Here is a 22136-nt window from a genome sequence, read left to right as displayed (position 1 = left end):
CCCGACGGAGCCGACTTCCACATGACGCCCACCCCGCCCCCGAGCGACCCCGACCTGCTCTCCCACCACGAACTCGAAGCCTTCGCCGACTACTCGACACTTTTGATCCAGGACGCCCAGGCGCGCCTGGGCGAACCTGAACCCGTCTGGTTCGCAACACTGGCGGCGAACTGGATCAACACCGCTCCCGGCATCATCGGCATCGGCGCCGCCCGCCCCTTCGACGTTCCCGTCACCGTCGATGTGCGCCGCACGCCGCCGGCTGACGACGCGGAACGGCAGCAGGCCGACCACGTCACCGAGGCCGGCCTCACCCTTCCCTCCGGACGCCTGCTGATCTCCATGCAGGACTTCGTCGATGGACTGCCCCGCATCTCCCTCGCCCCCGGGACCTACGCCGTGCGTATCTACTCCCACGGCCTGCGCACCGTCTCCGAGGATGGGCTGGAGGGCGAAGACCGCTACCACGTGGTGCTCTGGCCCACCGACGAGGAGCACTCCGCCCAGGTCCTTAAACGCTACCCCGAGCCCCTCCTCGGCGGCTGAGTCGCAGACTGTCGCCACATAGGCGGGCGTTCCCGCACATGGCGTCCTTCATCGCCAGGTGCCCGCCGCTTCGGTCCGGCGCCGGTAGCCGCCCGCCCCGCGCAGCCCGGCTCTTTACAAGGCAAGAAGCCGTCGCATGACCTGGTGCCTTCGCCTCACATGGCGACACATGAACCGTCAACAGCAGCGCAACGCCACACGCCTCTGATGCCGGAGACGGGGCGGTTGGCGGGGGCGCCGCGAGCTTCGGCAGCCCGCTGGGACGCGGCCTTGGGGTAGGGCGGGGCATCGGTCCGGGGGCGGGCAGGCAGGCAGGTGAGCTGCTTCGGCCGCCTGGTCGCCCCGTGTCGTTCCTGGTCAATGCCGGTGAAGTCGTCCAGCGGTTATGCCGGCGCGCCTACGATGCGGTGGTGCGGAATTCGAAGGCGTTCAAGGAAGCTGTTGCCCAGACCTCGCGGAGCTGGCCCACCGGGGGGTGACAGTCGGACCGTCGACGGTTGAGAACACGATCGAGAAGGACATCAACACCGTGGCGGGACAACTGGGCATCCAGGTGCGCTCCGCCTGGCGGTACTTCGACGCCGCCCTCGCCGACAGCCTCGCCCGCAGCGCGCACGCCTTCGAGGAGAGCAGCAGCGACAAAGGCGTGGGCCAGGCCCCGATGCCGCCGATCGACAATCCTGAACTTGCGCTGCTCCTCGCCGGTGTCCCGGACTCCCTGGCGCAGACCGGCGGCGACCTGTATGCGGTCATCGTCAATGTGGCGGTCAACGCGTGGATGGCCGGCCACATCCACGGCGAGGACGGCTGTGCCGGGTGCGACGGCAGCCGCGGACCGGCCGGGCACGACTGGCAGGCCCGGATGCGCACCATCACCGAGATGCAGCCCGACATCAGCAAGTGGTTCGACCGCGACGTGTGGACCCGCGCCGTCAACGACGCGGGCTATGCCGTCACCCGCCGCTGACGTAGCACACTGGGGGAGCGACGACGACAGGAGGTGCCGTGATGAGCGACCAGCCGCCACCGGAACTGCCGCCCGAGGACGGACCGAGCATCACCGCACACGTCACAGCCACGGGCGCCACCGCGGACTACCTGCGTCAGCTGGCAGCGGTCACCGGCCAGTCCCCGGAGGCTCTGGCCATCCAGTGGGCCGCCGGGCAGGTCGTCGGCCCTGACACGGCGCTCGGAGGCGATCCGTCCGTACCCGACTGGCCCGCACTGTTCGAAGGCCCGCCAGATTTGTCCGAACACTCCCACGCCTACCTTCGCCGGTGAAGCTCTGCAGATGATGGCGCCCGACATCATCTCGCCCTGACGTCCTCGACAACCGGCTGGCACAGGCTCTTTCTCACGGTGTCGGGCTGGCCAGCCGCCTCCTGGCACTCCCGTACGATGATCCGGTAAGTGATCGACGGGCTAGGGATCCACGCATGGGCGACATCAGCATCAACAGCCATGCTGTGCGGGCGACGGGCAGCGATATGAGCGCGCTGTCCCGCGAGGTGGCCCGCAAGCTGAACAACTCCCTGGAGGAGAGCCAGGCGACGGGTTTGGCGGACTCTGTCTGGGGCTGGGAGTGTGCCGAGCGCCTCTACTCCTGCGCGCTGACGTGGGAGGAGCACATGACGGGCCTGGCGAAGAAGATGGGGGAGCTGGGCGAGCGGCTGCAGGACAGCGCCGGCAGCTACGACGCCCAGGACGAGGAAGCGGCTTCGCGGCTGCGGCACGGCCTGAACGACCTGGGAAAGGCGTGAGCGGCCGGTGGTGAACTACGAGGCCGTGATCAATGCCCGGCCCGAGAAGTGGCACAAGGCCGCCGAAGAGTGGGTGACGCTGGCCAAGCACGCTTTGCGCGCGGCCCAGGACATCCGGGACAATGGCACCAAGCCGCTGGCCGACAACTGGACCGACGAGGTGGGCCAGAAGGCCGCGAAAGACCTTGAGAAGCTTGCCGATCAACTGGAGTCCGCCTACGACATCCTGCTCGGCGGCAAGATGCTCTGCGAGGCCGTCGCCGACAGCATGGAGACCGCGCTGAGCTCGGCGCGCGAAATCAACGAACTCGCCCAGCGCCACAATCTGCGCATCGGACCGGACGGCCTGCCCGAGGGCGCGCCGATGCCCGGTGAGGACCCGGACAAGCTGCACGCCCGCGAGCGCATCGTCGCGCTGCGCGATCATGTGCTGCATCAGGTCGGCGAGGCCGACAACACGGCCGCCGCGAAGTTCGCCATGCTGACGGACAAGGTGAACGTCGCCGACCCCGACGAAGCGCTCAAGGTGCAGAACAAGGCATCCCAGGCGGAGATGGAGATCCTCGGCGCCGAGATACCCAGGGATGCCGGGCCGATGACCCAGCGCATGTGGTGGAACGGCCTGAGCGACAAGCAGCGTCACGAGCTGATGCTGGCCGACCCGGTCGCCCTGTCGAAGCTGGAAGGGCTGCCGGAGAGCGTCAAGCAGGAGATGCGCGGCACGGATGGCAAGTTCGACCGCGTCAAGATGGTCGAGTACGCGCTGCAGAACTGGGACCAGGACGATCCGATCGACTTCGGAAACAACTGCACCAACTTCGTCTCCCAAGCTCTCGATCACGCAGGCATGCAGAAGAAGCTCGACTTCTGGTCGGGGGCGCGCGGCGACGACACCTGGGGCCATGAAAGCGGTATCGGCAACGACTGGTGGGACAAGACGATGTACTACTCGAAGTCCTGGGGCGGAGCCGAGAACCAGCAGAACTTCATGCTCGACCACGGGGGTGAGGAGGTGCCACGCGACCAGGTCCGTCCCGGCGACATCATCTACTACGAGCAGGCCGGCGACAACGACCAGATCGAGAAGGGCAACACCCACCACGCCGCCATCGTCACCGGCGTCATGCCGGATGGCGAGATCAAGTACACCCAGCACAGCGACCCGTACCGCAACGTCAGCCTCGACGGCCGCCTCCCCAACACGGAAAAGGCCGAAGGCAAGCAGAAGGTCCGCATCGTCCGCCCGCACCCGGATTGGTACTGATCCCGTGGCCGAGACCACTTCCGATGCCCAAGAGCGGCCACAATATCTGCCGAGGTGTCGGCGTACTGCGTTTCTGTCCGTTCCGCTGCTGACCGCCGCAGCCGTCACCTGTTTCGTCGCGACGCTGATCGTGTCAACACAACATGTCCACCACCAGTCCGCCGCCTGCCGCTACATCGCCGTTCCGTGGACCCATTTCGCCTTGTCCTACGGTGCTCTGGCCGCCGCCGTACTGGCAGTGACCGTGCACATCGTGCTCCTGCGCAGCGCACGACGCCGCGGATCGGGGCCGACCGCACCCCGGCATAGCGGCCTTTCCACCATGTGTGTCGTCATCGCCAGCCTGATGATCGCCCTGTCGGCAACCGTCACCGTCATGACACATGCGGACGCCGCCGAAACGGCAGCCAACCTCGGCAAGCCCATGTGCGAAGGCTGACCGGTCGGCGGCGGGGTCGCCTCCAGGCACCAGGTACAGCCGCCGGCCTCGTCCAGGACACTCTCCTCGACGGGGCGGGCGGCCTGCAGGGCACCGGCAAGCTGCCGACCCGGCTTGGTACGACCCAGGGCGGTGCGGGAAGGATCCCGAGCATCTCCAGGACGCCGTCGCGGGGACCGCGGGTGGCGATGCGCAGCGCCGCGGCGCCGCGGGCGGCGGCGCGCACGAGCGCGTGGAGCCGGGACGCGTCGAGCGCGCCGCGTTACGTCGCACCCTGCTCGCCACCGCTGCCGCCGGCCCGGCGGCCGCGCTGCTGGCCGTCGACGACGCCCTCGCCGTCCCGCCGCCGCCCACCGGCCACGCCGAGCCTCTCAACCAGGCGCTGGCCCGCGCCCTGTACGACCACGGCTCCTACCGCCCCCTTCTTGCCGGCCTGCCCGGCCTGCTGGGCAACGCCCACCACGCCGCCCGCTCCCGCCGCGACCTCGACCACGCGCGCCTGTCGGCCGCCTATGCCCTGGCCGCCGCCGTCCTGGTCAAGGTCGACCGCTACGACCCGGCACGGCCGGCCGCCGACCGCGCCACCACCTACGCCCACGCCTGCGGCTCCGCCCTGGCCGGCGCGGCCGCCGCCCGCGAACCGGCCATCGTGCTGCGCCACCAGGACCGCGGCGAGGCCGCCCGGCATCTGATGGCACACGCCACCGACCGGCCTGCGCACCGAGGCGCAGGCCGCCGCATACGCCCAGATGCTCGCCACCTCCGCCTACACCGCTGCCCGCTCCGGCGACCGCACCACGGCCCTGGTCATGGCCGACGAAGCCCGCCGGGCCGCCCGCAACCTGCCCCAGGTTCCGCCCGCAGGACGGCTGTTCCCCATCACCCCGGCCGCCGTCGACCTGTATGCCGTCGGCGTCCACTGGGCCCTCGGCGACGCCGGCGACGCCCCGGAAGCCGGCACGAACCTGCACCCCGGGCAGTTCCCCACCGCCGAACGCCGCCCCCGCATGCACACCGACCTGGCCCGCGCCTGGTGGCAGGGGGACCGCACCGCCCAGGCCGCCCGCGAGCTCCTGGCCGCCGCCCGCGTCAGCCCCGGCGAGGCCCGCGACCGCCCGGCCATCCGCGCCATCGCCCAGGACCTGGCCACCCGGCACCCTCGCGTCGAGGGCGTACGCGAACTCGCCGCGGCAGCCCGCACCACCCCTACTGCCCCTGTTATGCCCAGTAGGGCCAACCATTCGTGAGCTGGGCTTCAGTGCTCGCCGGGCAGGTCCTGCCCGCTGGCCGCCGTCACACAGAAGTGGAGGCAGACCGGGTGACCGACCCTTTCCGGCGTTCGGGCGAACCGTGCGGGTCCCGAGCGGGCGCAGTGGCGCTCGGCATGACGCTTGTCCTGGCCGGTGATGCTTGGGTCGGCCTCGCCAGGAGCGAGCAGCCCATCATTCACGGGCACCGCCGTCGATCCACCGACCGTCCGGGCCAGGCATGGGCGCGGCTAGGCTGGATCACAAAACCAGGGCAGGCTGGGTGGTTTCGTGCTGCGGCAGCGGGCGCGGCACGGGGCGTTGCCCCAGCAGCCGTCCCCGCCTACTCGTTCCCGATGGGGATCGGCAATTCTGGTCGTAGCGGGCATTTCGTGACGGTCGCTGTGCCGTCCGGCACAGGGTGGCGGTCGCGTAGGGTCAGTGGCATGGCTGACAGGTTCAACGTGGCTGAGGCACTGGCCGGCGGATGCCCGACGCGGGCGGATGCGTGGACATTCGTTCACGGCTTTGCTGCTGCCTGGTCCGCCCCATTGTCGCCGACTGACGGGTTCACATCGGCTGATGTTCAGCGGGCTGAGGATCGTCTCGGTTTCCGTCTTCCGGTGGCTCTCCGGGAGGCGTATGCCTTGTTCGGCCGACGGCGTGACCTGGTCGCCCAGCAAAATCCGTTGCTGGAGCCGGACGAGCTGCTGCTCGACCCTTCCGGCGAACTGCTGGTGTTCCGCAGCGAGAACCAGGGCTGCGCCGGGTGGGGAGTGGCTCTGGCCGACCTTTCCCGTGAGGACCCGCCGGTCGCCCTGTTTGGTGATCGGCTGCCAGGTTCCAGCCGACTCCACTTCCTCGACCGCCTGTCGTTGGCCTGTGTGGAAATCGTCCTGAGCGAAGCTGTCATGGCCGGTCGGATCGAGGGCCGGAGCCGTATCTGTCGGGCGACGCCGGAGGTGGTTGCCTGTCTGGAAGAGAAGTTCGCTCCGGTTGCTTTGTCGCCGTATCCGGCGTGGTTCGAGCCAAAGGGGCAGCCCGTTCGTTGGTTCTCTGCCTCTGGCCTGGTGCTCTGTCTGGAGCCCGGCTCGGAGGTGAGGGATCTGGTCGTGACCGGCATGACGACGGCTGATGTCCAACGTGCAGTTGAAGCCATTCCGGGCGCCTGGCCGCCCGCCGTGCCGGCGGTGACCGAGGCGGTAAGCGATCACGAGTGGGCTCTGCCGTTCTGAATGACTGGTACAGGTGACAGTCGACGACGAGGCAGGGCTGGCCTGCTCATCCAATTCGTCGCGCAGTGGGTGTATCTGCCCATCTGGGCCGCAGCGTCGCTGGCGCTGTGCGTAGTGGTCGCGCTGGCGTCGGCAGGGTTGAACCCGCCCAAGAGCTGGTTCAATCCCGCCCGCGGACTGTTGAGCTGGGCCCGGCTGAAGGCCGAGTGGTCCCGTAACCCTGAAGTCTGGCGAGCGTACGCGGACGACAGGCTGACGAGCCGACTGCGGAAAGCCGAGAACAACCAGGCGCTCTACACCAGCCATCCCTCAGCCGGGAAGCGGCGGGAGGTGTCCGTCATACTCCCCGTCAGGTTCTTCCGCGGTGTGGGAGCCGAGCACGCTGTCAGCACGGCGCGGGCCCTGGGGTGGTCATCTGAAGTGCTGCCGACGGAGCGCGGTCAATGGCACCCGGGCGCCGTGCGGGCCTTCCGCAGCTCGTCCCTCGGATCCTCGGCGGACGACACATAGACAAGCCTGCCCCTCTGCTGCGCCGCCGGCGGGAGCCCGGAACCAGACGCTGCCGTCGGCGCTGGCCATGTGCTTGAGGCAGGCATCCGGCTGCGAACTCGGGGGCTCGGGCACCGCTGGTGGGCTCGAACCGAGCAGCAGCAGTCGCTCGGCGCTGTGCGTCATCGGCTGTCCGCACCGGGGCTGTCCTTTCCCGACGGCGGAACGCTTCTAGCCTTCGCTGACTTCCGTGCCGACGTAAAGCTCGGTGGCGCGGCAACTGCTCAGGAGAGGCGTGCGCGTTCGTCGACCTTCTGGGGGCGACTGTCGGCTGCGTCAGTGGTGGCGCTAGTGGTGGTGGACCTGTTCTATGCCTGCTTCGAGCACGTCCTGCAGGTCGGCATCGTCGGCGGGTAGGTCCAAACCCAGTGCGCTGGCGCCCTTGCGGTAAAGCGTGGTCATGTCCGGGTATGCCGCGGTGATCAGGGAAGACAGAAGCGGCTGGTCGCCGGGCGTGGACTGGTCGACGAGGGTAAGGACCTCGACCCGCTCGTCAAGCGTCATGCGGGGCAGTGCGGAGCCCAGTTGCCGCCTGGCTCGCCGCCCGAGCCTCAGCAGCCGTGGCACCGGTGCCCGCGGCGGCGCGTTCCACGGCGTACGAAGCCGGTGCCGCTCAGCCCCGTGCCGCTGCAATCGTCCGACCTGGCGTGGGCGGCCGTGGCGAGCAGTCCGCGGACGCTGGCCGCCTCCCGATTCGCCCGAAGGCGAATGCGTTGGAGGCTGCCGCCGATGCCGAGGAGACCGTCCGGCTGCGGGCGCAGGGGCCTGGCCGCCATCACCGCCGCCCACCGTGGGCCCACCACGACATGCCGCCCCGCCGGGGCCGTCCGAGCGCGGACCAGGGCCCCACCCCCCGCATGCGTGGGGACCACGGAGACTTGAGTTTGCCACCAGGCGTACCGGCCGGAAGCGGTGTCGGGGCGGTGGGAAGGCGGCGGTGCAGGGCGTCCGTGAGGTTGCTCAAGGCGAACCGCACAGGCGCCCGTAGCTCGTCGGCAAGGAGCCGGGCGAGCGTGTCACGGTCGGGCAGCGATGTGGTCCTCATTTCCCTGCCGCCCACTCTGGCAGCCACCACCGGCAACCGGCCGGGACCGCGCGGCGGCCGCCGACGGGTTGGCCGAGACGGGCGATACCGGATCGAGGCAACCGGCGCCGAGGCGAGCACGACTGCCGCTAGAGAGCAGATCGGACGGCGGGGCGGGGTGTCAGTGCAGCCTTTTAGGGTGGCGGCGAAGGTGCAGGGGATCTGCAGGCGAATTGGGGAGCGGTGCCGTGGGCGACGGAATGCAGTGGTTGATCGATGGAGAAACCGGGATGGACCCGATGACCGGTGTGGTGTTCGCCCGCGGCATCGACGCCCGTGAACTGGCGGCGCGCCTGGGAGCCCTCGAGGGCCCGGGGGCGGGTCCGATGACCGATGAGGAGGTCCGGGACCTGGATGTGGAGGCATACCGGCCGGGCGGGAGCGGTGATGGGGTGGTGCGCGTCGGTGAACACGCCGGGTGGGCGTTCGCGATCGAGTACGGCGACTGCGAAGGCCTGTCGCGCCTTGAAAAAGTCTCCCGCGAGGGTGTTGAGGCCGTGTACTACTCGCACAATCCCGACCACCCGCCGACCATCGTGTTCTATGCCCGCGACGGCCGCAGCATCTGCGGCTTCGGGCTGCGCGAGGAGTGGGTCCGCTGGGGCCAGGAGCCGGATCTGCTGGTGCCTGATCTCGTCGCCGCCCGGATCCTCACGGCCGACGGCACCGGTCTTCGTAAGGATGAGGGTGACGACGCCGCCGATCGCGAGCGGCGTGTCCTCGCCGTCTTTGAGGACCGCTTCGGCCTCTCCCTGCCCCGGACCGCCTTCACCGTCGACCGGCTTCCCGTTCACGCAGTCAACGGGGCACCCGCCCCGGACTTCGACGCCGTCCGCGCCTGGGCCAAGTCCCAGGGCCACCCCGTTCCGGATGAGCGTCTGGGCCTGGTCCCCGCCGGTCTCCGCAGCTCCTACGACCATGCCGTCCACGGGCAGCAGCACCTTGACGGCATGTCCTCGACGCCGATCTTCGGCACCTTCCATACAAGCGGAGTGCTGAGGCACGCCGCGGAGTAGGTTTTCCCCTGGGCCGGCAATGCCGGGCCGGATACGGCGGCCCCTGCATATCCCGGCATCCCGGACGCCGGCACGTCCCGATGAGGCACTGCGCCCGGACCCGGCTCGCGACGGAAGCGGGCGTGGCTATGCACCCGTCAGCGGTGCTCAGCCACGCCCGGTACAGCAGCGGCGAGAGATCCAGAATGTCACGGTCTCAGTGCGCTGGGTCGAGCGAGTTCGACTGACCCGAGCGGAGGTCCGCGCTGGCGCCGGATGCGGCTGCGAGACAATCTGCTCTTGGGGATTGATCTGCAACTGCACAACGGCCGCCCGCACTGGCCCGGCCGGCGCTCGAAGCGCAAGCCGACACTGATCCGCCAGTCCCACGGGCATGGTGAAGCGCTGGCTGAGCTCATCGCCACGCTTCCCGCCAACACGTCGGGGAAGCTCTGGACGGTCGACCCCTACAACGACACCACCTTCAACGAGCAAGAGGTCGAGGCCGCGCTCCGCGAAATACCCGATCTCCTCGACCGCTGCACGGACGCCTCACACATTGCTGCCGTCCGCGGCCTCGCTGGATACCTGAAGGACTGCGCCGCTACTCCCGGCAGCTATCTCCTCCTGGTGGGCGACTAAGAGTTGTTCGGCCGATCAGACCGGCGCCTCGTTCAAGAGGCAGCTCTTGCGTGCCATGATCAGCGCATGAGCGAGTACTCCTGGCCTTCCGAGAACGGCAGATGCCAACCAGCCGGTGCTGCCGCGGCCTGGCCTGCGACGGTTCGCTCTCTGCCTGTCGGTACCTCGATCACCCGTGAGGTCATCGGTAGGCAGCCCTTCGGCGTCTTTCTCTCCGTTGACGGCCAGCCCGAAGCTGTTGGCCTGGCCAGAGTCGACTGGATGCCCAGGTGCATGGAACTGCCGCCCGTAGGACAGCTCGTCACCGGCGAGGTGGTCTGGCATGCCAAACACAATCAACAGGTGGGCATAGTGCTCCGTGAGTGGGCGGAGCACGAGGACTTGCTCCCTCGGTTCGTGGAGCGTGTCGGTCAGACTGTCACCGGACGTGTCACGAAGATCGCGCCGATCGGCCTCTTCGTGCGCATCGCCGACTGCGTCGAAGGGCTCGTTCCGCTCACCGAGCCGGTCGCGGACATGGCGAAGAGTGTCCGCGAGGGCCAGACAATATCGGTGCGGGTAGTCGCCGTCGATCTGGAACGGACCCGTGTTGTCCTGGCAGCCGATAGCGTCGCCTAAGCGGCTTTCCAGAAGTCTTGCGCGTAACGGGAGAGGCGGCCCTCGGGGACGGGGGTGTTGACATGGCCCTCGCCGGGCGTTCGATCGAGGTGTCAGCATCGGCCGACCACCCGGCGAGGTTGTGGTCAGTGTGCGCCCACCTACCGTGTTCGCCAACGACTCCGCTGCTGAACTGGTTGTGTAGCGCGGGAGGTTGCGGGGGCCATGGCGTGTAGCGGGCCGGGCGCTGATGGTCCTGCTGGCGCTGCATGGCCTGTCACCTGCGCAGATCGCCGCTGTGCTGGAGTACGACCCGGCCACTGTGCGCCGCTGGATCGGCCGGTTCAACGCGCTCGGGGTGGAGGGCCTTGCCGACCGGCCCCGCAGCGGGCGGCCGCCTCTGGGCGGGCGCCGGCTGTCCGCCCGGATCGCGACGCTGCTCAGGCAGGTCGGCCCATGGGCGGTGCCACGACTCTTTCGGTGTCTGGGACGGCCGCAGCTGAGCCGCCGCACGCTGTACCGACGGGTGCGGCAGGTGGCGATCTGGCGGCGGCCGAAGCTGATCGCCCGTGGTGCCCCCAAGCGGGCCGCGGTGCTGAAAGCGATGGTTCGCGGGCTGCAGTGCCTGCCGTACGGGGCCAGGGTCTGGGCCGCCGACGAGACCCACGTGCACCTATTGCCGCACACACGAGTGAGCTGGACGCTCCCTGCCCGCCGGCCGCAGATCCTCCCCCCCGGGCAAGAACCAACAGGTCACCGTGCTCGGCGCGCTGGAGGTCACGACGGGCACCTGGGTCTACCGGCTCGGCCGCCGCAGCGCGGCCGACTCCTGGCCCTGCTGCAACAGCTCCTTGCCGCTTTCCCCGACGCCCCGGCGACCGCGGTGCTCTTGGACAATGACCAGATCCACCACGCCCGCGCAGTGCGGGACTTCGTGGCCGCCCACCCGGGACTGCACCTGTGGTTCGCCGTCCGCTACAGCCCGCACGACAACCCGACCGAGCGGATCTGGGCCGCCCTGAAGACGTTCATCGCCAACACCGCCGTCTCCTGGCCGGGCCGCCGACGACAGATCCACGCCTTCTTCCGGACCCGCTCACCCGGCCAGCTCCAGACCACCGCCGCCCCATGGACCAGCCCCTGGTTCCCGACCAGTTACCGGCACAACGTCTGGATAGCCGCTTAGTTTCCAACCGCCACTGGACTCCACCTGCTTGGGGATTGGCCGGTGATACGGAAGAACGCCTCGCTGAATGCGCCGGGTTTGCGGTACCCGACCGCACGGGCGGTAGCGCCGATGGAGGCCCCGTGGGCGAGGTGGGTCAGGGCCGCGCGAATGCGGACGTGGGTGCGCCAGCGTGCGAACGTCATTCCGGTTTCGTTGGAAAACAGTCGGGTGAGGGTGCGCATGCCTGCGCCGACTTCGTGGCCCCAGGCGGCGAGGTCGCGCTGATCGGCCGGGTTCGCGATCAGCCTGTCGGCGATGGCTCGGATGCGTGGGTCGGTGGGCAGTGGCACGTGAACGATTGTGCTGGCGGTGGGTTCGAGCAGGTCGAGCAGGAGTGACTCGGCGCGAGTTCGCGTGGGGTCGGGACGTGGATTGCGGTCGAGGTACACGATCAGTTCCCGTACCAGGGGCGTGATGACGATGCCGATGGGTTCGACCCAGGTGATCGGACAGTGAGCGGCGTCGACGGCTACGGTGCAGGAGTCTCCGGGGTGAAGCACGTCCACGGCGTGCGGTGTGCCGGAGGGCAGCCAGAGTGCATGGGTCGGCGGCACGAGCCAGTCCCGCGCCTCGGTGCGCACCGTAACGGTCGCGCTCGTCGCCCACACGATCAGGTGGTGGGGATGGCGGTGGTAGGCCAGCCGGGTGCCCTGATCGACTTGCGACCGTGCCACGACCAGCAACGGGAGTCTTCCGGCAGTGGCATCCGATGAGTGGCCAGCGTCCACCTGTCCCCTCTCGCCGTGGAGATCGTGGCCGTTTCACGGTCATGGTTGGCCACACACCGCCTGCCAGCCAGCTTAGCCTGACCTTACTACCCGCGGCCCAGGTGTCCGGCAAGCGCCGAGATCCCTTGGCACACCCATGCGTAGAAAGGAGATCCGATCATGCCCGAGAACACCCACCGCCCCCTCTGCGACTCCGGGGTGAACACCGTGATCGACAGGCTTGCGTCGGCGCAACAGTTTCCGCCCAACGACCCACGCGCCCGGCTCGAGCGGGATCCGCACGACTACAGCGAGTACGGCTTCTCGATCCTCCCTAAACAGGGCGACTTGATCTATCTGTTGTGCCGCGGCCTGCGCGCCACGCGGATCGTGGAGTTCGCAACTTCGGTCGGCATGTCGACGCTCTACTTCGCCGCCGCCGTGCGCGACAACGGGGGCGGCACGGTCATCGGATCGGAGATCGTGCCCGCCAAGGTCGCCACCGCCAAGCGCAACCTCGCCGCCGCCGGGCTCTCCGACTACGTCGACATCCGCGAAGGTGACGCCCACACCACATTGCGCGATCTCGGCGGTCCGGTCGACTTCGCGCTGATCGACGGCTGGCTCGGAAACGACCCCTCACTCGCCCGGCAAGTCATCGAACTCATCGCGCCTCAACTACGCGTCGGAGGCTATGTCATGAACGACAATGCCGAACCCGACTTCCTTGACTACATCCGCGATCCGGCCAACGGTTTTCTGTCGGTAACCCTGCCGCTTCACGGCGGCACCGAACTCGGCGTCAAAGTGGACGCATCACCGGGAAGCTCCTGACCGTTAAGACAACGCCGCTAGTAATCGAATCCCCTGCACCCGGCCGTCGTATGCGGACTCGACCCGGAGACCACGATCCGCTACGCCGACTCGGCCCGCCGGCTTCTGGGAACCACGGTCGAATGCGACCTCGGGTTGAGGCGAACCCACGGGCCGGGCCTTGCTCTTGGGCGAAACGGACCTCGGGTGCGCGCCGAGGAACCTTCAGTTGCGCTGAACTCACGGTCGGCAAGAGGCGGGACCGGAATACCGGCCCTCGTCGGGTGAGGCTGCCGGGCGTACGACGCCGTTGCCCTCGCCAGGCTCAGCGGGGTCCGGCCTACTGGGACGTGCACGCCCGTCAGTTGGACGGGAGAACTCCGCAGAACACGATCAAGGAGTGAACATGGGAAACCTCAGTGGAAAGGTCGCACTGGTCACCGGCAGCAGCCGGGGCATCGGGCGAGGCATCGCCGAACGCCTGGCCCGGGATGGCGCTCTGGTCGCCGTGCACTACGGCAGTCACGAAGCGGCGGCCAAGGAGGCCGCTGCGACCATCGCCGAGGCCGGAGGCCGGGCGTTTGTCGTGGGCGCCGAACTGGGCGTTCCCGACGACGTGGACACGCTCATGGCCGGGCTGGAGGCCGGACTGCGCGCACACGGGGAATCGGCGATCGACATCCTGGTCCACAACGCGGGGCTCAACTTCATGGGGCGGCCGATCGAGGTCCTCACCCCTGAGGAGTTCGACCAGATGGTCGCGGTCAACGTCAAGGTACCGTTCTTCCTCACCCAGCGGCTGCTGCCACGGCTGCGCGACGGTGGCCGGATCATCAACATCTCATCCGTCTCCACCCGTATCGCCTCATCCCATGGCATCGGCTATCCGCTCACCAAGGGCGCACTCGAAGTGTTCAGCCACACCCTGGCCAAGCACCTCGGCCCCCGCGGGATCACCGTCAATTCCGTCGCAGTCGGCTTCACCCACACCGACATGACCGCTGGAGTGCTCGCCGACCCGGCGAACCTGGAGCGCAACCTCAGCCTGACTGCCCTCGGCCGGATCGGCCAAGTCCCGGATATCGCCGACGCGGTCGCCTTCCTGGCCTCCGACGACGCTCGCTGGATCACCGGCGCCAAGATCGACGTCACCGGCGGCGTCAACCTGTAGCAACGCTCAACGAGACCAACGCACCAACAGCCGAGGGGGTGATCCGGCGGTCCCGCACCGGCGCCCAGTAGCGGGAGATGCCCGGCGAATGCGGCCCTTGGCCGACGGTCTACGGCCGCTTCCGGGTCCGGAGGGACGCCACCGTCTTCACCGCGCTGCTGGAAGGCCTGATCGCCGAGGCCGCCCACCGGGGGAAGACGGGCTTGTCCCTGGTCAGCATGAACTCCACCACCGCCCGCGCCCACCATGACGCCGCCAGGATGCGTATCGGCAAGGAGGCCGTGGACGCCCTTGAGGAGGCCGCCGACGAGACGCACCTGCACCTGCTGCCGCACCTCCGCTCCACCTGGACGCTGTACGGCTGGCGGCCTCGGATCCCCACGCCGGGCAGGGCCCGGCAGCTCACCGTGCTGGGCGCGCTGGAGGTCACCACCGGTACCTGGGTATACCGGCTCGGCCGCCGCAGTGCGGCCGACTTCCTCACTCCTGCTCCAGCAGCCGATCGCCGCCTTCCCCAGCGCGCCGGCGACCGTGGTGCTCTGCGACAACGACCAGATCCACCACGCCCACGCGGTACACGACTTCATCGCCGCCCACCCCGGCGCGCACCTGTGGTACGAAGCCCGCTACAGCCCGCACGACAACCCGGTGGAACGCATCTGGGCGACGCTGAAGGTGCTCATCGCCAACACCGCCGCCTCCTGACCCGGCCGCCGACGACAAGCCCACGCCTTCTTCCGCCCCCGCACACCCGGCCAGCTCCTGACCACCGCCGCCCCTGGACCAGCCCCTGGTTCCCGCCCAGTTTCCGACAGAACTTCTGGATACGCGCTTAGAACTTCCCCAGACCCATCAGATGCGGAACAGATGGTCAAGGCCGCGACGGTGGCGGTACCGAGGTAGACGTAGCGACGTTTGTCATAGCGAGTGGCCACCGCCCGGGCCTGCTTGAGCCTGCTGACCGCCCGGGACCACCCCCGCGGGCGCGGGGACCACCAGGCGCTGCCTCGCACGACGGCGCTGTTGGCCCGGTTGAGCTGGGTCTGCCACGCCTTCCGAATGGTGCCGCTGCTGGAAGCGGGCCGCGACGCCCGCTGGCCCTGGCAGTAATCCCCCGGCGCGCCCGCCACCTCGAGCGCGGCCAGGTCTACCAAGCCCGCGCTCCAGAGGTTTCGACTGGCTGGCGAGCACGGATGTGGACTCGGTGCCAGTGACGCACCCCGCCCAGAAGCAGGCACTGGCTGATCTGCTTTCCCGGTTGGACTCGGACACCGACACCGACACCGACACCGACCTGACCGGCTCAACCGCCGAGGAGATTGCTGCCGCTCAGGAGAGGTCGCCAGCGACATGGGCTTGGTGACACCGCCTCGAGCAGACCGGTCGAACAGTGGCTGAAGGCGTCACAGGACGCTGCCGACGTTACACGGCCTCTCAGGCAGCCCAGCCCCCGGTGTTCGAGTACGACTCGTAGGAGTAGCGGGTGTTGCGGTCCCATTCTTCGCCGGTGACGCGTTCGTAGGCGTGATCTGGTGTGTAGAGCAGACTTTCGGCCCAGATGAGGCCGGCGGCGAACGGGGCGAAGGCACCCGGGTCCTGGAGTACACCCTCGAAGACCTCCCGGCCGGCGGCGACGACTGCGCAGCGTGCGTAGAGGAAGACGTCACCGGAAAGGCCCTGGCCGAGTTCTTTGCGGTCCAGGCGGTAAAGGGCCCAGGACAACTGCTCGGCGAAGCCGGTGACCACGGACACCGGGGACTGAGCCAGGTGCTCGGTCAGTGCGGCTGCCAGTCGCTCGGAGTCGGGGTCCGGCCCTGCGGGCCTGCGATCCTCGATGAGCTTCCAAAAGGTATCTTCGTTCACCCCATCGAGCATGCCGCAGGGGTCTGACAGCTTGGCGTCGGGCCGACGGGAACGAGCAAGGCGACACCGCGTGCGCGACGAAGAGTCCGGGGGAGCCCTGGGCCGATCGGCGTCAGGAAGCCTTCCGGAAGTCGATGCCCAGCGCCGAATCCGCGGACACCGGTACGTGGATACCGTCCCGTGCCCCTCGGCCGTCGACCACCAGCTCGATTGTCACGCGCCGCCCCGGCCCGGTGCCGACCTCGACCCGGATCTCCTGATCAGCAAGGGAGTTGCCCGGCTTCCGCAGCATCCACGTACCTTCACCGCTGAAGGCGTGGGGCGGGTTGTAGCCACTGTAGCCGCCAGGCACCTTCGTCGCGGTCGCGGACCCGTCCTCGCGCAGCATCACCTGCGCGCCGCGAGGCCCTGTCCAGGTACCGACGACGTCGCCCCGCTCCGCCCTCCCCGGTCCCCACCCGACGAACAGGGAGAGGTAGGCCACGCCGGCCAGCATCAGCACGACGATCGCCGCCGAAACCCCGATGGCCACCCGCGCCACGATCTTCATCAGGCCGACGCCTCCCCGTAAGAAATCACACGCCCCGCCTTATTCGGCACATCGTACTCATACGGAAAATCGACCCATGGCGGCCCTGGGCTACTACCTCGTATCTTGCGGTCGGTGTCCGAGGCGGGAGCCCAGGGCCTGGTAGGCCTGGACCGCCGGCGGACACCCCTGGGCCCGGATCGACCACACCGCGCTCGCCGCCGGACGCCTCCGACTGGTTCTGGATCGGCAACCGACACCTGAAAGCACACATGGGGCCGGATCGCCATCGACGCTTACCCGCTGCGGCCCGTCGAAGCCGGCATCCGAGGCGGCGTGCGTGCCCCCGTGACCGAGCGGGACGGCCTGCGCCGGCTCATCGACACCGCCTGGTCCATGAGCGGCCGTTCCCGCTCCGAGCCGGCCATCGCGTCGGCCGCTGGCTCGGTGTCGGCCCAGCCCTCCTCACCGCCCTGCCGTGACCAGGGATTCAGGGGCGAAGTCGTCTGGCGACTCGGCCCCGAACCGCTGCCCTGCCACTGTCCGGTGCTCTCCCGGCGGACGCCATCTGCCGTGCGTCGGTGTCCTCTTCAGCCTCGGTGCAGCCGGGGCCGATCGATCGTCCGACACCAGGTTGCACGCCACGCTCAGGCGAAGTCGGAGTACGCGAGGTGCACCGAGCAATACGGCAGCGGAAGAGGTAGGCGGTGGCCCAGCCGTCCTTGTCCAGAGCGGTGAGGTAGCGTTCGACATCATCGGCGCTCTCGCCCCAGTCGGCCGTCTCCTGACGCAGGGCCTCGACGGCGTCGGGGTAGCCGGCCAGCTCCCGGGCGCCGACCGGCCCCAGGAAGGCGGCGCCGTCGCCGCAGTGGACCAACCAGTCACCGTCGCCCTGCCAACTGCTGTAGCCCGGAGTCCGCGTCGAGAGCGCCTCCCAGATGGCGTCCAGTATGTCGTCGCTGGGCCCGCCGGTGAATTGTGCGTCGTATTGCCGGGCGGCGCTGCCGTCGGCGATGCACCATGGGCACACCCCGTCGTCGACATCCGCCGCGGTGTAGATCGGACCGGTGTAGAGATAGCCCCGGCCCCCCGGTTGCACCTGATGCACACGCCATCGGAAGCGATAACCGACCCGGTGGCCAGCGGATCAGGGGGGTACGGAAAATCCGAAAGCTATTCTGTCACGAAAGGCCATGTTATGTGCATGTCGCCACGCACGGGAGCACGAGCCGCATCGGAAAAGGCTCGCTCACCACTGCTCCACGCTGCGCTTCGAACCTGTCAAAGTGACACCGAACTGAACTTGCCCGACGGCGATGGCGCACACCCATGTGCGCACAGGGGAAGGGGTGGCTCCCCAGCAAGTCGTCAGGATCCGGCCACCGGGGGTGGGCTCTGCCCTGGCGGCAGCTGCGATCGCCCGCAAGAAGGCAGCCCTGAGGTCGAGAACCGCATGCTCCTGGGACAGAACCCCCGCCCTGCAACGGACCTTCACGAAGTCCAGAACGGGCTACGCACGCTACGCGCCCACCACCTGGGCGCCCGCCTCCGCGACGGCCGCAACGCCCGCTCTATGCGCGACACGGAAATGGAGGCACTGCGCCAACAACGAGACGCAGCACTCGCAGCCGGCCGCCAAGCAGCGACCGCCATGCAGGCACTGCGCGACGTCAACCAGCGGCTGATGATCGAGAACAGCCGGCTGATCGCCGCAGATGCTCCGGAAGCACCCGGGACGGCCGCAGCCATACCCGAGCCGTCCGGCCCATAAGAAGCCCGCCGCCGAGCGACACCCGATCCATCCCCGTCAGCCTCTTTACGCGGGGAGCCCTCCGCCTGCGTGGCCATTCTGCACGCACCACACCGTCGGCCGGGTTTGTTCGGCGAAGTGCCGCCGCAGTGTCTCCCCGGATGCCACGCTGGTCGGCGAAGCAACCCGCGGGCGACGCCGTCGGGCGCGGGGAGGGGGACTGTGGCGCGGCGACTTGTCATCTTCGTACCGGCCATTACGGGCAGGACAGCGGCGTGGGACACGCTGAGGCGGCGGCTAACGGAGCTCGACGGCTACGGAAAACCGGACTGCGACTGGGTCGTCGTGCCGCACGACGGTCTCGGCTACAAGAACGGCTCCGTCACGAAGCTGGCAGCGACCGCCGGCGCCCGGATCCACGAGCACTGGGTCGCCGCCGGCGGCTACGACGAGGTGGTCCTGGTTGCCCACAGCCTCGGTGGTCTTGTCCTGCGGCAGGCATACCTGAACGCTCTGGGGGTGAACGGAGCACACGAGCGTCGCCCGTGGGCAGGGAAAGTCGATCGCATCGTGCTGTTTGCGAGCCTCAACCGGGGTGTCGACGTGTCCTGGCACAGGGCGTGGTGGCTGCCCCCGATGGCCTGGTGCGCGCGGCTCCTGCCCGTGCTCAGACGGTGGCTGGTGCACGATCTGCTGCGCGGGTCGGACTTCATCACCAACCTGCGGATCACCTGGATCCGCGAGATCAACACGCAGGACCACCCGCCGCTCGTCGTGCAGTACATCGGGACCAGAGACAACCTCGTCACCAGCGACGACAGCAGCGACATTCATCTGTTCCCCACGGGCTGGCAGGAGTTCCTGGCCGACGCCGACCACAACAACCTCCTGCGGCTGGACATCGCGCAGGACCCGGACGCCCGCTTCAAGCTCATCGCGAACGCGTTCATTATTCCCCGCAGCCCGGCGGCCGTTCCGGAGATCGGCACGCCGGAGAAACAGATCGTGATCCTGCTGCACGGCATTCGCGCAGGCAACACGACCTGGGTGAACGACCTGAAGGAGCTGCTCAAGGCGGAAGATCCCGGCGCCGAGGTGGTGGGCGCCACATACGGCCGGTTCTCGGCACGCAAGTTCATCCTCCCGGTGACCCGCCGCAAGTACGTCGGCTGGCTGGGGGACGTGTACGCCGAACACCTCGCCAAGAACCCCAAGGCGACGTTCCACTTCGTCGGCCACAGCAACGGTACCTACCTCCTCGGTCATAGCCTCAGCCGTATCCCGGGCATGCGGTTCCACCGGGTGCTGCTGGCCGGGAGTGTCCTGCCGCCGTCTTACGACTGGACCAAGCGCGTCGACCAGGGCCAGGTGGCCCAGATCAGAAACGAGCGCGCCGTACGCGACATCCCCGTCGCGGTCCTCTGCGCCGGGCTGCGGGGGTTCGGTATGCGCGATATCGGCACCGGCGGGGTGGTCGGCTTCGACGACGACCTCACGGTCAAGACCGAGGTCTACTACCACCCTGGAGGTCACGGCGCGGCCCTTGAAGCGCCCAACCTGCGCCGGATCGCCCAGTATGTGCTGCATGGCACCTCCGAGCGGCCATCCGGGCTGCGCCGCGCCCCCGCACGGAGCTTCTCCCTGCTATCCAGGCTGGCGGCGCCGCTGTTCATCCTCCTCGGGCTCGGCGCCCTTACCGGGCTAGTCTGCTTCGGGCTGTACGGCCCCTGGACGCCGGAGATCAACTCACTTGCCGCGATCTGTGCGCTGCTCGCAGTTGTCGTCGCCCTCGACGTGGCGTGAGAACCCGCACTGGAACAGCGGGAACGCGCCCGCCGCTGCCCCCGGCGCCCGCCACCACCAGGTCGACAGAACGTCAGGGGGTCGGGCACAGCGACCGCAGCCGGCCGGCGACGTCGTACACCGTCAGTTGCAGCGCACGGATATCGCGGATCAAGGGTCCTCCTCCTCGGCGGCCGACTCCTTCACCAGCCGCTGCACCAGCGCCCCATCCTCCTCGCTCAGCCCCAGATCCGCCCAGCACACCCCCGCAGCCCGCAGCATCTCCGCGACCGTCGCGCGCCCCGGATACTGCCGGTCGATGCGCTGCAACACCGGCACACAGGCTCCAATGCGCCACATCGACGCAAGCCTGATCTCCTGCTCTTCCAGCAAGGCCGTCGTACGCGCGCTCTTCGCCTCGGCACAGGCCAGCCGGACCCGAGCCTCGGCCACCTCCCCCTCCATCACCCCTTGGGTGATGGCGAGGATCTCCGGCACGTTCAGATCGGGCCGCTCGGCGTGGATCCAGCGCATCTTCGCCTCCAACCGACGCGCGGACGGCTCCGACAGCGTGCCGAGCTCCTCCGTGAAGAAGGCTTTCAAGGCCTGTGTGTGATCGCTCATACGCTGCTAACTGCGCCATCACCTGGTTGGTGGCGCCGACGCACCGGGACATAGAGCCGCCCGGATGCGAAAGGCCCGGCGTGGGCCGGGCCTCACGGCCGAAGGGGCGGAGCGTTCTACAGCGTGTCGACGGTCTGGCGGATGCGGGGCTCGTCCCAACCGGCATCGAGCAGCCGGCGGGCGGCGGCCTCGTAGGTGCGCAGGACCGAGGGGGCGGAGTGGGCGCCCTTGCCCCAGGCGGCCTCGAAGCGCTCGAGGACAGTGCGGGGGGCTGCTGTTCTGGGCGGAGGCCTCGGCAGCCGGGGCCGACCGCGTCGAGTGGTGGGCATGCTGGCCCCGGCCGCCTGGGCTGACGTCCCGGCGGCGTCTGCGAAGGCGCCGACATGGACGTCACGGTCTGTGCATCGGACGGCGGCGGCCCGGCCGGTTCGGGCGGCAGCTCGGGCACGGACGGAGCGCCCGCCGCAAACATCGGCGATGGCGGCTCTGCCGGCGGGGGCGGTTCGGCTCCGCCCTGCACCTATACCAAGCCCAGCCCGCAGCCGCCGGCGGAGCACCTTGCTTGGGAGGGCAAGACGGCCAAGGACGGCGCGCTCTACCAGGTCAACTGTCCAGTGAGCGGGCGCGTCGGTGTCGTATTCGTCGGCAACGGCGACGGCGCCCCGGCCGCACCGGCCATCGACCCGGAGCAAGTGGCCCGGCAGGCGGTCGACTCCACGAAGCTGGTGGGCCCGGATGTGGCCAGCCCGCGGGCGACCGGGCAGTACGTCGTGGGCATACCCGTGTGGATGTGGGTACGCCAGACGACGACGTACGGGCCGGACACGGCCAGCGCCACGGCGGCCGGCGGGGTGACGGACACCACCACGGCCGAGGTCGCGTCCGTCGCCTGAGACATGGGTGACGGCACCACCATCACGTGCCACGGCCCCGGTACCTCCTACGACCCCTCGCAGGGCAAGGCGCCCTCACCCGACTGCGGGCACCGCTACAAACGCCATCGACCAGCCAGAGATCCCCATGACCACAGCTTGAGTCTCCCGGCCTTGTGCCCAATCGGCCAACACATATCGGCCAGCGGGACCCTCCGAGCCACTCGGGATGACGGCGCGGTCTCACTTCCTCTTCCAGCGGCGGAGGGCGGAGCGGGTGCGGGCAGCGCGAGGTGGTCCCACAGCTGTGGTGCCGTCAGGCCGGGTTCGCGCAGGTGGGCGTCGAAGTGGAGGCCGGGGGAGAAAGGGGCGGCGATGAGGCGCAGGCCCGCCGCGAGGGGTGAGGGCGAGTCGGGGCAACGGCTACGGCCTGTCCGAA

The 22136-nt window shown here is 69.0% G+C and carries 24 protein-coding genes and 1 pseudogene; 17 read left to right on the top strand and 8 right to left on the bottom strand.

Annotated elements, in window-relative coordinates:
* The 6 genes from ACH4FX_RS41500 to ACH4FX_RS41475 form a co-directional block, all read left to right on the top strand.
* Positions 1–546 (top strand): hypothetical protein (locus tag ACH4FX_RS41500; protein WP_398486956.1); only part of this gene is annotated, 546 nt, incomplete at its 5' end.
* Between the two features lie 475 nt (positions 547–1021).
* A complete protein-coding gene (locus ACH4FX_RS41495) occupies positions 1022–1513 on the top strand; it encodes a hypothetical protein (protein ID WP_398486955.1) in 492 nt (163 codons plus the stop codon).
* A gap of 41 nt (positions 1514–1554) precedes the next feature.
* Complete coding sequence (locus ACH4FX_RS41490) at positions 1555–1827, top strand: hypothetical protein (RefSeq protein WP_398486953.1); 273 nt, start codon at positions 1555–1557, stop codon at positions 1825–1827.
* A 155-nt stretch (positions 1828–1982) separates the two neighbouring features.
* Complete coding sequence (locus tag ACH4FX_RS41485) at positions 1983–2306, top strand: type VII secretion target (protein ID WP_398486952.1); 324 nt, start codon at positions 1983–1985, stop codon at positions 2304–2306.
* Between the two features lie 7 nt (positions 2307–2313).
* Entirely contained in the window at positions 2314–3570 is a 1257-nt protein-coding gene (locus tag ACH4FX_RS41480; RefSeq protein WP_398486951.1) for an amidase domain-containing protein, read from the top strand.
* A gap of 4 nt (positions 3571–3574) precedes the next feature.
* Complete coding sequence (locus tag ACH4FX_RS41475; protein ID WP_398486950.1) at positions 3575–4009, top strand: hypothetical protein; 435 nt, start codon at positions 3575–3577, stop codon at positions 4007–4009.
* Between the two features lie 262 nt (positions 4010–4271).
* On the opposite strand, the gene ACH4FX_RS41470 is transcribed toward ACH4FX_RS41475, so the two are convergent.
* The gene (locus ACH4FX_RS41470) at positions 4272–4769 is read right to left on the bottom strand and encodes a hypothetical protein (protein ID WP_398486949.1); all 498 of its coding nucleotides are present in this window, start codon (positions 4767–4769) and stop codon (positions 4272–4274) included.
* Here ACH4FX_RS41470 and ACH4FX_RS41465 point away from each other — a divergent pair.
* Both ACH4FX_RS41465 and ACH4FX_RS41460 read left to right on the top strand, forming a co-directional pair.
* Entirely contained in the window at positions 4759–5256 is a 498-nt protein-coding gene (locus ACH4FX_RS41465) for a hypothetical protein (protein ID WP_398486948.1), read from the top strand. The genes ACH4FX_RS41470 and ACH4FX_RS41465 overlap by 11 nt on opposite strands.
* Positions 5257–5702: 446 nt before the next feature.
* Complete coding sequence (locus ACH4FX_RS41460) at positions 5703–6491, top strand: SMI1/KNR4 family protein (RefSeq protein WP_398486946.1); 789 nt, start codon at positions 5703–5705, stop codon at positions 6489–6491.
* A gap of 837 nt (positions 6492–7328) precedes the next feature.
* On the opposite strand, the gene ACH4FX_RS41455 is transcribed toward ACH4FX_RS41460, so the two are convergent.
* The gene (locus ACH4FX_RS41455) at positions 7329–7544 is read right to left on the bottom strand and encodes a hypothetical protein (RefSeq protein ID WP_398486944.1); all 216 of its coding nucleotides are present in this window, start codon (positions 7542–7544) and stop codon (positions 7329–7331) included.
* Between the two features lie 768 nt (positions 7545–8312).
* On the opposite strand from ACH4FX_RS41455, the gene ACH4FX_RS41450 reads away from it, so the two are divergent.
* From ACH4FX_RS41450 to ACH4FX_RS41435, 4 genes are all read left to right on the top strand, one after another.
* Positions 8313–9140, top strand: coding sequence for a DUF6461 domain-containing protein (locus tag ACH4FX_RS41450; protein ID WP_398486942.1), 828 nt, complete (start codon positions 8313–8315; stop codon positions 9138–9140).
* A 279-nt stretch (positions 9141–9419) separates the two neighbouring features.
* Complete coding sequence (locus tag ACH4FX_RS41445) at positions 9420–9761, top strand: hypothetical protein (RefSeq protein ID WP_398486940.1); 342 nt, start codon at positions 9420–9422, stop codon at positions 9759–9761.
* A gap of 66 nt (positions 9762–9827) precedes the next feature.
* Complete coding sequence (locus ACH4FX_RS41440) at positions 9828–10379, top strand: S1 RNA-binding domain-containing protein (RefSeq protein WP_398486938.1); 552 nt, start codon at positions 9828–9830, stop codon at positions 10377–10379.
* A gap of 229 nt (positions 10380–10608) precedes the next feature.
* Positions 10609–11544: an IS630 family transposase gene (locus ACH4FX_RS41435; RefSeq protein ID WP_398486936.1), complete on the top strand. Its 936-nt coding sequence runs from the start codon at positions 10609–10611 to the stop codon at positions 11542–11544.
* Here the strand turns inward: ACH4FX_RS41435 and ACH4FX_RS41430 are convergent.
* Positions 11541–12260, bottom strand: coding sequence for an AraC family transcriptional regulator (locus tag ACH4FX_RS41430; protein ID WP_398486957.1), 720 nt, complete (start codon positions 12258–12260; stop codon positions 11541–11543). The two genes, ACH4FX_RS41435 and ACH4FX_RS41430, sit on opposite strands and share 4 nt — an antisense overlap.
* A 213-nt stretch (positions 12261–12473) precedes the next feature.
* On the opposite strand from ACH4FX_RS41430, the gene ACH4FX_RS41425 reads away from it, so the two are divergent.
* From ACH4FX_RS41425 to ACH4FX_RS41415, 3 genes and pseudogenes are all read left to right on the top strand, one after another.
* Positions 12474–13127: an O-methyltransferase gene (locus ACH4FX_RS41425; RefSeq protein ID WP_398486934.1), complete on the top strand. Its 654-nt coding sequence runs from the start codon at positions 12474–12476 to the stop codon at positions 13125–13127.
* Positions 13128–13512: 385 nt separating this feature from the next.
* Complete coding sequence (locus tag ACH4FX_RS41420; protein WP_398486932.1) at positions 13513–14277, top strand: SDR family oxidoreductase; 765 nt, start codon at positions 13513–13515, stop codon at positions 14275–14277.
* 32 nt (positions 14278–14309) lie between these two features.
* A pseudogene (locus tag ACH4FX_RS41415) lies at positions 14310–15113 on the top strand (transposase); the annotation flags it as partial.
* A gap of 598 nt (positions 15114–15711) precedes the next feature.
* Here ACH4FX_RS41415 and ACH4FX_RS41410 read toward each other — a convergent pair.
* The 3 genes from ACH4FX_RS41410 to ACH4FX_RS41400 form a co-directional block, all read right to left on the bottom strand.
* Entirely contained in the window at positions 15712–16140 is a 429-nt protein-coding gene (locus ACH4FX_RS41410) for a DUF4240 domain-containing protein (protein WP_398486930.1), read from the bottom strand.
* Between the two features lie 112 nt (positions 16141–16252).
* Positions 16253–16690 carry a hypothetical protein gene (locus ACH4FX_RS41405; RefSeq protein WP_398486929.1) on the bottom strand — a complete coding sequence of 146 codons (438 nt, stop codon included), beginning with the start codon at positions 16688–16690 and terminating at the stop codon, positions 16253–16255.
* A gap of 469 nt (positions 16691–17159) precedes the next feature.
* Positions 17160–17777, bottom strand: coding sequence for a CbrC family protein (locus tag ACH4FX_RS41400; RefSeq protein WP_398486927.1), 618 nt, complete (start codon positions 17775–17777; stop codon positions 17160–17162).
* Between the two features lie 864 nt (positions 17778–18641).
* On the opposite strand from ACH4FX_RS41400, the gene ACH4FX_RS41395 reads away from it, so the two are divergent.
* Positions 18642–20222 (top strand): hypothetical protein, encoded by a 1581-nt coding sequence (locus ACH4FX_RS41395; RefSeq protein ID WP_398486925.1) that lies wholly within the window; start codon positions 18642–18644, stop codon positions 20220–20222.
* 150 nt (positions 20223–20372) lie between these two features.
* On the opposite strand, the gene ACH4FX_RS41390 is transcribed toward ACH4FX_RS41395, so the two are convergent.
* Both ACH4FX_RS41390 and ACH4FX_RS41385 read right to left on the bottom strand, forming a co-directional pair.
* Positions 20373–20825, bottom strand: a complete 453-nt coding sequence (locus ACH4FX_RS41390) for a hypothetical protein (protein WP_398486923.1) — start codon at positions 20823–20825, stop codon at positions 20373–20375.
* Positions 20826–20941: 116 nt separating this feature from the next.
* Positions 20942–21154 (bottom strand): hypothetical protein, encoded by a 213-nt coding sequence (locus tag ACH4FX_RS41385; protein ID WP_398486921.1) that lies wholly within the window; start codon positions 21152–21154, stop codon positions 20942–20944.
* Between the two features lie 54 nt (positions 21155–21208).
* Here ACH4FX_RS41385 and ACH4FX_RS41380 point away from each other — a divergent pair, with 54 nt between their 5' ends.
* Positions 21209–21718 (top strand): hypothetical protein, encoded by a 510-nt coding sequence (locus ACH4FX_RS41380; RefSeq protein WP_398486919.1) that lies wholly within the window; start codon positions 21209–21211, stop codon positions 21716–21718.
* The last annotated feature ends 418 nt before the right edge of the window (positions 21719–22136 follow it).

The sequence above is a fragment of the Streptomyces sp. NPDC018019 genome (genome assembly GCF_044327805.1).
GTDB lineage: Bacteria > Actinomycetota > Actinomycetes > Streptomycetales > Streptomycetaceae > Streptomyces.
Note: the sequence above shows the minus strand (reverse complement) of the source record. Positions and strands in the feature narration are given on the sequence as shown.